A 15,622-nucleotide genomic window follows, 5' to 3' on the forward strand; every position below is an offset into this window, starting at 1 on the left:
ACATATCCTATTTTGACCAAGACTATAATGTAAATGAGGTGACAACATGCCCATTACGAATCGATTTTCTACCACCACTAACGGCGCACTCGCTATTACAGGAAATACACTAGGCTTAAGTAAAATTAGTAATCTAAACCGTGCTGGTACAATCGGGGCAATTGGTGCATTCGTAACTACGAATACTGCTTTACAAGTAACGACTTTTCCTGCTGGTACAACATTAAACTATACACAAAATAGTTCTACCGCTATTTTAAATATCCCTGCTGGTAGTACTATCCTTTACGCAGAACTTGTTTGGGGCGGAAACTATTTATCTCGTGATCAAAACATTACGAGTGTATTAGGAAACCCCGTTTCTTTTACAACACCTGTGTCAACATACTCAATTACCCCTTCAGCTGTTACAGCTTCAAATCAAACATTCGTTTCTGGATCTGTCACATTTGGATTTTATACACGATCAGCAGACGTAACAACTCTTATTCAAGCTGGAGGTTCTGGTTCTTATACTACGGGAGCTGTCCCTGGACTTGTAGATCCCATAGATGCTTCTAATGGAACAATTAATTCGGCTGGATGGACGCTTATCGTCGCTTACCAAAACGGGACATTACCTGCAAGAAACTTAACAATTTATGTAGCTGGTAACCGTGTTTCTGCAGAAACTGGTAGTGCCGATGTATCTGTTTCAGGATTTTTAACACCTTCAGGAGGACCTGTAAGCGGGAGATTATTTTTAAGTTCTACAGAAGGAGATGCTGATTTAACCGGGGATCAAGCTTTATTTGGACCAAATTTCAGTTCATTAAATGCTTTATCTGGACCAAACAATGCTATAAATAATTTCTTCGGTTCTCAAATTAATAATGCCGCAGGAAACTTAGATACAACTGGGACATTTGGAACGCGAAATCAAAGCGCTTCTACAAGTACAAACATCTCCGCAGGAAGGCAAGGGTGGGACATTACTTCCATTGATATTTCTCCTTATTTAACAAACTCCCAAGTTTCCGCCGCAATCCGTTTAACTACTAACGGAGATGCATATATGTTAAATACAGTCGGTTTACAAATTAATATAAACTCACCTAACATACAAGCAACGAAAAGCGTGAATAAAAGTGTAGCTGCAATTGGAGATATTCTCACTTATACAGTTACTATTCCTAACACTGGTCTTCTGCCCGCTAATAACGTTACTTTTACAGACATACTCCCTAACGGTACTTCCTTTATACCTGGAAGCGTAACGATAGATAACGTACCACAAACAAACGCAAATCCGGCTGCTGGTATTTCTCTTGGAACAATTAATAATGGCTCTTCTCGTACTGTAACTTTCCAAGCGACTGTCGTTTCCCTTCCGAGTCAAAACCCTATCTCTAACACTGCTAATATTACATTTCAATATACTCCAATTGCCGGAGGAACGACATTTAACGGTATTGCAACAAGTAACTCTGCAGGAACACAAATTAACCTCGCAGATATTAATGGTACAAAATTAGTTAACAAACTTTTTACCGATATTGGTGAAACATTAACTTACAGTATTACCTTAGCTAATATAGGAAATATCGCTGCAACTAATGTTATATATACAGATCCGATTCCTAGCGGGACTACTTTCATTCCAGGGAGTGTAACTGTTAACGGAGTTACTCAAGCTGGAGCAAATCCCGCTAATGGTATATCAATTGGATCTATTGCTGCAAATTCTACTACTACTATTTCCTTTCAAGTATTCGTTCCTTCTATCCCCCAAACAAATCCAATATTAAATAGTGGTACAACAACATATCAATACATTCCTGTACCAAACCAGCCGGCAGTAAGCGGGACTGACACGACGAATATTGTCTCCACTCAAGTGAATAATGCTACTGTAACAATGACGAAAGCAGTAGATAAAAACTATGCAGATATTGGCGATACACTGACTTACACTGTTGCCTTTACAGGTACAGGTAATACGAATGCGAACAATGTTATTTTTACAGATGTCATTCCTACAGGAACAACTTTTGTCCTAAACAGTTTAACAATAGATGGCTCGACACAAGTTGGCGCTAATCCCGCTAATGGTGTGAACATAGGATCCATCCCAACTGGCACAACCAAAAGTGTTTCATTTCAAGTAGTAGTAAACACAATACCCGCGTCAAATGCCGTATCTAACGGATCAAGCGCTTCTTATCAGTACACCGTTAACCCTAGCCAATCACCCATTATGAAAAACATTTCTTCTAACATCGTTACTACTCAAATTAACAATGCGAATTTAACATTAACAAAGTCTACAAATAAACAATTTGCCACAATTGGCGAAACGATAAGTTATACAATCCTTATTACAAACAGTGGAAATACGGCCGCTAATAACGTTCAACTAACAGATCCACTTCCAAATGGAACGATATTAACATTAGGTTCTGTAACGCTCAACGGAGTTTTGCAAAATGTAGATTCTCTCGTTGCTTTACCTATCGGCACAATTCCTGGCGGAGCTACTTTCACCTTATCCTTCCAAGTAACAGTCATCAATATTACTGCACAAAACCCTATCATTAATAACGCTTTCGCCTCTTATATTTACACTGTAAATCCAAGCCTGCCACCAACTTCAAAAACTGCAAATTCTAATTCTGTTACATCAACAATTAGACTAGCAAATCTTCATGCTAGTAAATCTGTAGATAAAACGTTTGCGGAAGTTGGAGATGTATTAACTTACACCTTTGCTCTTACAAACGATGGAAATGTTGCGGCGAACAATGTATTACTATCCGATTCAATTGCGAACGGTACTTCCTTTGTACCAAACAGTGTTATAGTTAACGGTATTACTCAGCCGGGCGCAACACCAGTTAGCATTAATATTGGTAGTATCAATGCTAGTAGTACAATTACAGCTTCATTCCAAGTATTAATAATTAGCATTCCAAACCCAAATCCTATTTCAAATAGCGCTTCCATTTCCTATAACTTTATTGTTGATCCAAATGCTTCACCTGTAAGTAAAAATACAACTTCAACTACTACATTTACTCAAGTAAACGATGCAAATGTCATTTCGGCAAAATCAGTGGATCGAGAGTTCGCTACCGTTGGAGATATATTAACTTATACCGTTATTTTAACGAATGCAGGAAGTGTTTCTGCTGATAGTCCAACTTTCGTAGATACAAATCCAGATGGCACTACCTTTATTCCAAACACTTTCCTTATTAACGGTGTACTCCAAAATAACGCAGATCCAAATATAGGTGTTCCGTTACCTTCCATTCCTACTAACGGCTCCCTTACCGTCTCTTATCAAGTAATTGTTACCTCTTTACCAACACAAAATCCAACAATAAATTCATCTAGTACACAGTATAGCTTTATTCTAAATCCGGGCGATCCACCAACTATAGAAACATCTTTAAGTAACACTGTAAGTACACAAATTAATTTAGCAAATGTTGTTATTGTCAAAGAGGTAGATTTAACCATTGCCGATGTCGGGCAACCAATCACATATACAATTTCCTTAGCTAACCTTGGCAATACTACAGCAAACAATGTTATTGTTACCGATATAATCCCTCCCGGCACCACTATCGTACCAAATAGTATTTTTATAGGTGGCGCTTTACAGCTAGGTGCAGACCCAAGTACCGGCCTTCAAGTCGGCTCCATTCCTGCTGGTGGTTTTACAACGATTGTTTTTCAAATAAGTGCAAATGGGCTACCTTTACCAAATCCAATTCAAAATAGCGCTTCACTTCAATATAGCTTTATCACCGATCCGAGTTTACCTGCTGTTGTTAGAAACGCTGCTAGCAATATAGTAACTACACAAATTAATACTGCTAATATTGTTGCTACAAAACTAACAAGCACAAATTTCGCTGATGTTGGTGATGTCATATTATATGCGACTATTTTAACAAATAACGGGAATATCCCTGCTTCTAATGTAACGTTTACAGATATCATTCCAGCGGGTACCCTGTTCATTCCTAATACTGTAACGATTAACAATGTCCCTATAGCAAATGCAAATCCTGCTAACGGTATTTTTATCGGTACGATAGGAGCGAATTCATCACGAACCGTTGCATTCCAGGTTCTTGTACCAACTATCCCTGCTGTAAATCCGATTACGAATCAATCAGGCACAACATTCCAATATACGTACGATCCATCCAAACCAGCTGTAATGCAGATGGTGGCTTCTAACACGGTACAGACAACTATTAATAACGCCTCAATTGCCGCTACAAAATCTGCAGATAAACAGTTTGCTAACGTAAATGATATTATTACGTACACGACTACTTTAACAAATAGCGGGAATACACTTGCATCAAATATAGTATTTACAGATGCCATTCCAAGTGGGACTTCATTTATTCCAAATAGTGTAACAGTAAATGGTACTACACTCCCTAATATAAATCCAGCAAATGGCGTAGCAATTGATCCAATAAACCCCAATACAAATACAACAATCTCATTTCAAGTAATAGTAAATTCCATCCCTAGTCCAAATCCAATCCCGAACCAAAGTAATACAACGTACCAATATTTCGTAAATCCTAACTTACCTCCAGCATCCGCCAATGCGTTAAGTAACGTAATAACAACTCAAATTAATAATGCTACGATCGTCGCTACTAAATCAGTGAATACACCGACAGCTGCAATTGGAGATATCGTTACCTATACGATTGCAGTTACAAACACTGGAAATATCCCTGCTAGTGCAAATGTTTTAACGGATGGGCTTGGCGCAGGAGCTTCATTTATCCAAAACTCCGTAACTATCAATAATGTTCCACAACCAGGATTAGATCCATCACTTGGTATTCACTTAGCAGATATTCCACCAGGTAATACTGTATTTATTTCTTTTCAAGCACAAATTTTAGCGATACCGCCTAGTGGCACATTAACAAATAACGCCCTTGTAAATTATGAATATACAGTGAATCCAAACCAATCACCTGCTGTTGGTAGTACAATTACAAACACAACAGTTACTCCAATCATTGATGCTACTCTATCTATAAATAAAACTGTCAATTCAACATTCGCTACTATTGGAGATACACTTACTTTCACTTCCACCATTACTAATTCCGGTAACACTACCGCAAACAATGTTATTTTTACAGATTTAATTCCAGATGGCACAACGTTTATTCCAAATAGTTTTACAGTAAATGGAACAACCATTCCTAATGCAAATCCACAAAATGGTATCAATATCGGTAACATAAATTCAAATGCATCAGTTATACTCAGCTTTCAAGTAAACATTGCAACGATTCCCAATCCTAATCCAATCCCTAATAAATCATCGGTTCAATATAGTTTTATTGTAGATATTAATGAACCACCTGTTTCACGAACAGTTAAATCCAATAAAACTTTTACACAAGTAAATACTGCTTCCGTTATCGCAACAAAAACTGCGAGTAGTGCATTTGCTGCTGTTGGAGATACAATTACGTATACAACAACCCTTACCAATAGCGGAAATACAACTGCAAACACACCTGTTTTTATAGATATATTACCACCTGAACTTTCATTCGTGCCTGATAGCGTACAAATTAATACCATCCCACAACTTGGATTTAGGCCAGATAACGGGGTTCCTTTAGACCCAATTCCAGTTGGAGGAACGACAACCATTACTTTCCAAGCCATTGTCGGTTCAATACCAGCTTCAAACCCTACGATGAACCAATCTAGCACAACATACTCTATTATTATTGATCCTACCGAGCCGCCTGTTACAGAAACGGCTACTAGTAATCCGGTCTTAGTTCAAATAAATGAAGCAATCATTCAAGCAACGAAAAGTGTGGATCGTATCTTTTCTGACGTAGCACCTGGAAATTCATTTTTAACGTATACTGTTTTATTAGAAAATATAGGGAACACGACTGCTACTAATATCATTTTTACAGATCCGATTCCAAATAATACAGTATTTATAGAAGATAGCGTTCGAGTAGGTGGGGTTTTATTACCTGGAGTAAATCCAGCGAATGGGATACCAATTGGAGATATTATTGCAGGAGATTTTATAAACGTCACCTTCCGCGTGCAAGTAGTTAGTATTCCAAATCCAATTTTCACAATTGGGCCTGGGGGACCAAACTCACCGGTTGTAAACGGTGCTTCTATTAATTACCAATTTATGACAGGACCTAATTTACCACTCGTTTCACGAAGTACAACATCCAATTCTGTTTCGACACAAATAAATTCCGGGGAAATTGTAGCGGTTAAATCCGCGGATAAAAATTTCGCAACGATCGGCGATACCATTTCTTATACAATTACATTAAATAACCCTGGAAATGTCACTTCACAAAATATAATTTTCACAGATATTTTACCTGACGGAACGACATTTATTTCCGGGACTCTTACAAGCGATTCTGGTACACAGCAAATTGGAAATCCAGCTAGCGGGATACAGATTGAAAATATAAATCCAGGTGGAACGGCCATTATTACTCTCAACGTACTTGTTACAAACATTCCAAGTATAAATCCAATTTCTAATTTTAGTTCTGTACAATTTGCACATGTGGTCGATCCTAGCCAACCTGCCGTATCACAAACGAATGTATCTAATGCGGTTTCGACAACTATTAATAGTGCAATTTTAACAACCCAAAAAAGTGCTGATAAATCTATAGTTTCAGTTGGAGATACGATTACGTATACCACTACTATTACAAATACAGGGAATACAGCAGCAACGAATATAACATTCACAAGCGCTATTCCAGCTAGCACTACATTCATACCAAATTCAGTTACAGTAAATGGAGTTCAGCAACCTGGTGCGCAACCAGCACTTGGAGTAAATTTACCAAATATCGCTCCTGGCGCGACAGTAACCGTTACTTTCCAAGTAAATGTTATTTCTATTCCCCCTTCAAGCTCGATTATGGATAATGACACAATTTTATATTCTTATACTGTTGATCCAAGCGGAACTCCTACTACAACTTCTACTTCAACGAATATTGTTACAAACCCTGTATTAGATGCTATGATTACGATGATTAAATCAGTCGATCAAACACTTGTAACGCTAGGTGATACCATTACCTATACGACAATTTTAACGAATAGTGGTAATACAAACGCAACTAATATTACTTTCACTGACCTTATACCAGATGGTACAACATTTATTACTGATAGCGTTACAATAGATGGCATCACGCAAATTGGTCTTAATCCTAATACAGGTATAACGATTGGAGCAATAGCTCCTAACAACTCAATATCAATAGCATTTCAAGTTACCGCTACTTCTACTCCCGTTCAAAATCCTATTGCCAATTCGGCTAGTGCTTCTTACACATTTATCGCTGACCCTAATGCCCCTATTGTTTCAAGGAATGTTACTTCAAACACAGTGTTCACTACAATTAACACAGCTACCATTCTTTCATTAAAACAAGTCGATAAATCCTTTAGTCGTGTTGGAGACACACTCACCTATACTGTTACTTTAACAAACAATGGAAACTCATCCGCACAAAATGTTATTTTCTCAGATACAATGCCGAGCGGAACTACATTTATTGCAAACTCATTTTCTATTAACGGGGTTTCTCAAAGTGGTGCGGACCCATCGAACGGTGTAAATATTGGGCCTATAACAGCTGGGTCTACAGTAACTGTTTCATTCCAAGTAAACGTGGCGTCATTACCAACCGAAAACCCAATTGTAAATTTCTCATCGACATCGTATCAATTGGTCTCACCACCTGAGGCAGAAACTTCGATTAGTAACCCTGTTTCAACGCTAATTAGAGAAGCCATATTATCCATGACGAAAAACGAAAGTGTATCCTATGCAGATATCGGGCAAACTGCTTTTTACACTACTTCTATTGCGAATATAGGAAATACGGATGCAGCTAACATTGTATTCACAGATGTATTACAAAGTGGAATCACGTTTGTTCCTAACACATTAACTGTCGATGGCGTTTTACAACCTAATGCGAATCCAAATACAGGTGTATTACTGGCAGCACTTCCGCCAAATGAAATATATAGTATCGTCTTTCAAGTTACGGTTAACAGCATCCCACCTTTTAATCCAGCACCGAATACAGCATCAACGACGTATGAATTTACTGTTGATCCAGGTAATCCACCGGTATCGAATACAGCTAGTTCCAACACTACACTTCTTCAAATAAACAATGCAAATATTTTGAGCACAAAAACAGCAAATCTTACTTTTGCGGATGTTGGTAATACAATAACATTTACACTTAACCTTCCTAATACAGGAAATGTCGCTGCAACTGATGTAACTATTATCGATATTCTTGATAGTAATTTAAGTTTCGTTCCAAACAGTTTCACAGTTAATGGGCAAACCATTCCAAACGCTGATTTATCTACTGGTGTAAATATTGGTTCAATTAGTGGTGGTAATACGGCAATCGTTACATTCCAAGCAACTGTTACTACACTTCCGACACTTAATCCAATTTCTAATTCCGCTTCTACCACATATCATTATGTCGTTGATCCTAGCCAACCACCTATTACAACTTCCAATCAATCTAATACAACGACAACACAAATTAATAGCGCTATCCTTACTGCACAAAAAAATTCAAATGTGTCAACGGTAGATATTGGGCAGGATATCGTCTACACCGTTACAATTACAAATAGCGGAAATGTTAGTGCGACGAATGTTATTTTTACCGACCTTATTCCAGACGGAACTTCCTTTGAACCGAATAGTTTTACACTTAACGGAACTAGCATCCCAAATGCAAACATAATTACAGGCGTTCCAATTGGTGATATCGCGCCAAACGAATCTGTCATCGTAGCATTTCATATTAATGCCAATGAAATTCCGCCTATAAATCCAATTACCAATCAAGCTAGCGTTAGTTTTCAACATATCGTTAATCCAGCTAATCCTCCAGTTTCAAAAAACATTACTTCTAATAGCGTTTCAACACAAATTGAAAGTGCTATTTTAAACACTATTAAAATAGGAGATAAAGCATTTGCAACTATTGGTGATACAATTACGTATACAACGACTATTACGAATATAGGAAATATCCCCGCTAACAATGTTGTTTTCTCAGACCCTATACCGACATGGACACAATTTGTTGCAGGATCAGTTATTGTTGATGGAACTCCATTAACATCCGCTTCTATCATTGATGGTGTTGGCATAAATACAATAACTCCAAATCAAATCGTAACAATTGTATTCCAAGTTCAAATTGTAAGCAACCCAACAACGTTCACACCTGAACTCCAAAACTTAGGATTTGTTAACTTCCAATATAACGTAGGCAATTCATTACAGGCTCAGCCTGGAAATGTGGAAACGAACGTCTTCGTTACTTCTATTAATTCAGCAATACTTTCGGCCGTAAAAACTGCTAATACAGCCTTTGCAAACATCGGAGATACAATCACTTATACTGTGCTTATTCAAAATAACGGAAATACAAACGCTACAAATTTAAATTTCTCAGACATTATTCCAGCTGGAACGACTTTTGTTGAAAATAGTTTTTCTGTAAATGGAAGTACCATTCCAGGGGCAAATCCAAATAACGGAGTTAATATCGGAACCGTTAACGCAGACAGTTCATTACCTGTTACTTTCCAAGTCATAGTTACATCTACTCCGCCTTCAAACCCAATTACAAACGTTGCATCTATTCAATACTCATTCATTGTTGATCCGGCAGCTCCTCCTGTTACAGGCACCATAAATTCTAATAGCGCTTCAACACAAATTAATAACGCTACTGTTACAACTGTTTTAGAAGCAAATCGAACAATCGTATCTATCGGAGATGTAATTACGTATACAGCAACATTAACGAATACTGGAAACTTCCCTGCAAATTCTGTATTACTCATTAACGGAGTTCCTGAAGGGGCATTATTTGTTCCAAATAGTGTTAAGCTAAACGGGATTTCACTTCCAGATGCCAGTCCAACTCTCGGTATTCCAGTTGGTATTATCGCACCAGGTGATTCTGCTACTATTACGTTCCAATTTCTTGCAAGTTCTATTCCACCGCAAGGCGCGATTATAAATCAAGCCATTACAAGTTACACATATATTGTCGATCCAAGTCAACCTCCAGTTACAGCAACATCCTCATCTAATACGGTTAATACAGCTGTCGTTGATGCATCGCTATCCGCAATTAAAAATACAGATTCTCTCGTACAATCTACTGACGGTACAATCACTTATACAGTAGTCGTTCAAAATAACGGCAATACAACTGCAAATACAGTTACTTTAACAGATTTGGTCCCAGAAGGAACTGCATTTATTCCGAATAGCGTGACCATTAATGCCGTTTCAGTTCCAGGTGCCAATCCAAACGTAGGAATACCATTAAACTCCGTTGCGCCGTCAGAAATTGTCACCGTCACATTCCAAGTTATCGTTCAATCCATTCCAAGCGTGAATCCAATTTCTAATATAGCCCGTATTGACTATACTTTTATCGCCGATCCAACTGCTCCTATCATCTCTCGAACAATTACGTCTAATCCAGCTTTCACACAAATTTCGGATGCGAATGTTCTTTCTTTAAAAGCAGTCAATGCACAACAAGCAACAACAGGTGATATTTTGACTTATACGATAACACTAGAAAATACCGGAAATATTCCAGCTACTAATCTCATATTTTCAGATACTATCCCCCAAGGGACTACATTCGTAGAAAATAGTTTTACACTTAACGGAACAGCTATAATTGGTGCAAATCCAAATGTAGGTGTTACTTTGCCTAACCTAGCAGCAAACGCTACTCACCTTATTTCGTTCCAAATTCTTATTAACGATCCATTCTCGCAAGAATCGATTACAAATCAATCCAATACAACATATACAATTCAACCAGATCCAAGCCAGCCGCCTATTACTGAAACATCTACAAGTAATATCGTCATTACAAATTTCGTGCAAGCACAATTGACAATTACAAAAACATCCAATCCAATAACTGTAGATATTGGTGGAACTATACTTTATATTTCTGAAGTGAAAAATATCGGCAATGTTGACGCAATAAATATTATTTTCACAGATTCTATTCCAGCTGGGACTACATTCGTTCCCGATAGTGTCACAATTAACGGTGTCCTTCAGCCAGGTGTAAATCCAGAAAACGGCATACCAATTGGAACGATTGCAGCAAACAGTTCCAAAACGATACTATTTCAAGTGCAAACAAATAATCCACCTAATGAAACCGAAATTGTAAATCAATCTTCAGCAACTTACCAATATGTAAGTATTCCTACAGCTCCACCAGTGAATCGCTCTGCAAATTCTAACGTTGTTACAACATCACTTCAAAATGCAAATATTATTTCTGTCAAAAGCGCGGATGTAACTTTCGTAGCAATTGGGCAAAATATTACCTACACAAATACACTACAAAACATAGGAACCGTTCCAGCTAACAATACTGTGTTCATTGATAACATTCCAGAAGGTACTATATTCATTGAAGATAGCTTATCAATAAATAATGTGATTCAGCCTGGCGCGAATCCTGAAAACGGAGTAACTCTCGGCACGATACAACCAAATGAAACAGTCACTATTTCATTCCAAGTACAACTTACAAGTATACCGTCCGGCAATACAGTCATTAATATTTCAGACACTTCGTACGAATACCAAATTGACCCTAGTTCTCCAATTATTCAGCGTAGATCGTTATCAAATGCAGTAAACACGGAAGTGCGGACAGCAAATGTTAGTGCAATTAAATCCGCCAATAGATCCATTACACGCATCGGTCAAATCATCACATATACAGTCGCGGTTACAAACGCTGGTACAGTACCTATTACAAATACTCTCCTAATTGACGCGATTGAAGCTGGCACCACATTCGTTCCAAATAGCATTCTTGTAGATGGCATACCAAGGCCTAACGAAAGTCCAATTACCGGAATCACCCTTGATATTATCCTTCCAAATAATACGATTATCGTTACATTCCAGGTAAATGTAGTCTCTACACCTTCTCAAAATAACATTAATAATATCGCCGTCATCCACTATGAGTATCAACCGGATCCAAGCTTACCACCAATTTCAGAAACGACCTCTTCTAATACTACAAATATACAATTTATTGATGCTATTCTTATCGCTACAAAATCCGCTAATACAGTATTAGCTAATATTGATGAAACCATTGAATATACAGTATTCATTCAAAATAACGGATCCACTACAACTAATTCCATCTTTTTTACAGATACTATAGCGGATGGAACAGTATTTATTCCAGGAAGTGTAATAGTTAACAATACTGTACTTCCTGCAGCAGATCCGAATATCGGCTTTTCCATTCCTAATATCACATCAGGTCAATCGACAACAATAACATTCCAAGTTTCCGTTACGAATTTACCAGCTGTAAATCCAACACCTAATACTGCAAACATCGTCTACGACTTTATTTTCAACCCTGACTTTGCACCAATTCAAAAATCTACTACTTCCAACACTACTTTCGTTCAAATTAATGATGCTGATATCGTTTCACTTAAAACTGTTGATTTGACTTCTGTAACGATTGGTGACATTTTAACTTATACAACAACTTTAACGAATACAGGGAATACAGATGCTACTGCTGTTGTATTTACAGACAATATTCCTAATGGAACAACCTTTATAGACGGTAGTGTTTTAGTAAATAATATTCCTCAGCTTAACGCCAATCCAAGTGCCGGTATACTTGTAGGAACGATTGCTCCTGACATTTCTATCCCAGTCACATTTTCTGTTACCGTCGTAGCTCTTCCAGCTAGCGGCCATGTTCAAAATCAATCAACTTCTCGTTATACAATAAATGTGGAAGAACAAATATCGACTAGTAATATTACCTTCACTGAAGTTATTTCAGCTAATGTAATTGCTACAAAAACAACGCCTATCCAATATGCTGACCTACAAGCTATTATCCCTTATACAATTTCCATCATAAATAACGGGAATATACAAGTGGAAAACATTATTGTTACAGATATCATTCCAGCAAATACGAGCTTTATAGAGAATAGTGTTATTGTGAATGGCAACGCTCGTCCAAATGACAATCCACTTAGCGGTATACCAATTGATAACATTCCGCCTAATACGACAGCAACTATTCTATTCCAAGTCCGGGTTACTTCCATTCCGCAAACAAACCCAATCTCTAACACGAGTACAATTGAATATGAATACACGGTACCAGATAGGCCACCTATTACCGAAACTATTATTTCATCAGCTGCCGTAACAGAAATTCATCACGCGAATTTGAATAGCAATAAAACTGTAGACCTTGCATTTGCAACAGTTGGTGATACGTTAACGTATACGATTACACTAAATCAAACTGGTAATGTTGCAGCAAATGATGTAATCATTCAAGATATTATTCCTCAAGGTACTACGTTTATAGAAAATAGCGTCATTGTAAACGGAGAAACTCTTCCGGGAGTGAATCCAGTAAGCGGCATACCAATTGGTACTATAATTGTAGGTGGAGACGCTATCGCTTCGTTCCAAGTAACTGTAACTTCTATTCCAACACCAAATGAACTAAACAACAACGCAATTACTACTTTTAACTATATAGTCAACCCAAATAACTTACCTGTTACAAATACGACTACAACAAATACCGTCACAACAACTGTCCAAAATGATAATGTCGTTGCCATAAAATCTGTTAATGCCACGAATGCATTACCTAGTCAAACTTTAACGTATACAATTACAATTACTAATAGTGGCAATGTGACTATTGACGATCTTCTTATTGTAGACACTGTACCAGTAGATACAACCTTCGTTACTGGTAGTGTTACGATTAACGGAATCAATCAACCTAATGCGAATCCCGAAAACGGTATTACATTAGGAAACCTTGCTCCTAATGAATCTGTTGTCATTACGTTCCAAATAACAATATCTTCTTTGACTCTTCAATCTGCTATCAATAACGATGCTACTATCTCCTATACGTTTATCGTCGATCCAACCGAACCACCTATTACAATTACAAAGCAAACAAATACCGTTACAACAATGATCGTTGATCCAATGGTGCGCATTGAGAAAAACGCTGACAAATCTTCTGTCGTTATAGGAGATATTATTACATTCACATTAGAGATATTTAACCATTCCCCAATTCCTACAGTAAGTACTTCCGTTTTAGATATGATTCCAGCTGGTACAACATTTATAGAAAACAGTGTAACAATTAACGGTACTCCGGTTCCAAATATTCGACCAGACACTGGTATTAATATTGGTTCCTTGGCTGCAGATGGAATAGCAACTATAACATTTAAAGTTCTCGTAACTTCTATTCCTTCAAACAGTACAATTATTAATTCTGCAACAGTTACAGCCGCTTTCCAATTGACACCACAGGATCCGATTATTACTTTCATTGTTAATTCGAATATTGTTCGTATACCAGTTCAATTTATAACGGCAGCAGTGATAAAAAATGCTTCTGTCAGCTCTGCTTATTTAAACCAATATTTTGATTATACAGTGCGTATTACGAATACTTCCGAGATTTCACTTTCAAATATTTCATTACAAGACACCATTCCAGCAGGTTTACAATTTATGAACGGTACGGTCTTCATTAATGGGGAACGCTCTCCACTAGCGAATCCGAATATCGGTTTCCTAGTCGCTACTAATTTGGAACCGAACGAAACAATTATCGTGTTATTCACAGTACAAGTGATAAGTCCACCTATTAATAATGAATTTAAAAACACGGCAAACGTTTCTTTACAACTTCAAGTCTCTCCTACCGATCCACCAATCACAGTAACCATTACAAGTAACGAAAACAACGTCACCTTTATTCCAGAAAATCCAGATAAAACACTTCCAAATTTAAATTGTTTCTTTGACGGTGAACGTTTCATACGCATTACTCCTCGAAATATACGAAATTACTTTTGGACTTGGATTTGGTGGCGTTAATCAAAAAAGAAAAAGCTTGTAGTTCGGATAATATCCAAACTACAAGCTTTTTTCATAAACAAAATTATCAATTGCTAGCAGCACTATATGCTACATGTCGTTTCTCAATCCGTTCTTCAATTTCTTTCATATTCTCTTTATTAGTTAGTAGGGATTGTTTATTTTCTATTAATAATTGTTTAAAGGATTTTCTCACTTTTTTTCGCATGTTTATTTTCCTCCTTGGGGGATGGTTTATATAAAAGATAACTTGAAACTTTAATCAATGAGAGGATTTACCCTCACTAATTATTAGCCTACATCAATCGGGCTTTTACAGGGAGTTACTCTTCCATCATCACTCTTTATTCAGCTATAATACTGAGATAGAAGTCCTATCTCCCGTTAATGCGGGATAAGGATTTATCTGTGTGTCCTTATAATAGTTGATTGTTGTGAATTCCATTTGAACTTCATATGAAAATTCCGTTTATTTTCTGACAACTTTGTGAACAAAAAAAAGAAAGGTTAATCAAAAATATATTTGATCAACCTTTCCATGCT

At 37.2% G+C, this 15,622-nt stretch carries 2 protein-coding genes; one reads left to right on the forward strand and one right to left on the reverse strand.

Features of this window, described 5'->3' with window-relative positions; genetic code table 11:
* Positions 1 to 46 precede the first annotated feature (46 nt).
* Positions 47 to 15,079: a DUF7507 domain-containing protein gene (locus tag ACE38F_RS19990; protein ID WP_375369760.1), complete on the forward strand. Its 15,033-nt coding sequence runs from the start codon at positions 47 to 49 to the stop codon at positions 15,077 to 15,079.
* 67 nt (positions 15,080 to 15,146) lie between these two features.
* Here ACE38F_RS19990 and ACE38F_RS19995 read toward each other — a convergent pair whose 3' ends face one another.
* Positions 15,147 to 15,287, reverse strand: coding sequence for an FbpB family small basic protein (locus ACE38F_RS19995; RefSeq protein WP_001228051.1), 141 nt, complete (start codon positions 15,285 to 15,287; stop codon positions 15,147 to 15,149).
* Positions 15,288 to 15,622 lie beyond the last annotated feature (335 nt).

The organism is Bacillus altaicus, assembly GCF_042136375.2.
GTDB lineage: Bacteria > Bacillota > Bacilli > Bacillales > Bacillaceae_G > Bacillus_A > Bacillus_A cereus_U.

Bases quoted from the DNA above. Each gene is read 5' to 3' on its own strand.
- ACE38F_RS19990 (WP_375369760.1), top strand. From the start codon at position 47: ATGCCCATTACGAATCGATTTTCTACCACCACTAACGGCGCACTCGCT.
- ACE38F_RS19995 (WP_001228051.1), bottom strand. From the start codon at position 15,287: ATGCGAAAAAAAGTGAGAAAATCCTTTAAACAATTATTAATAGAAAAT.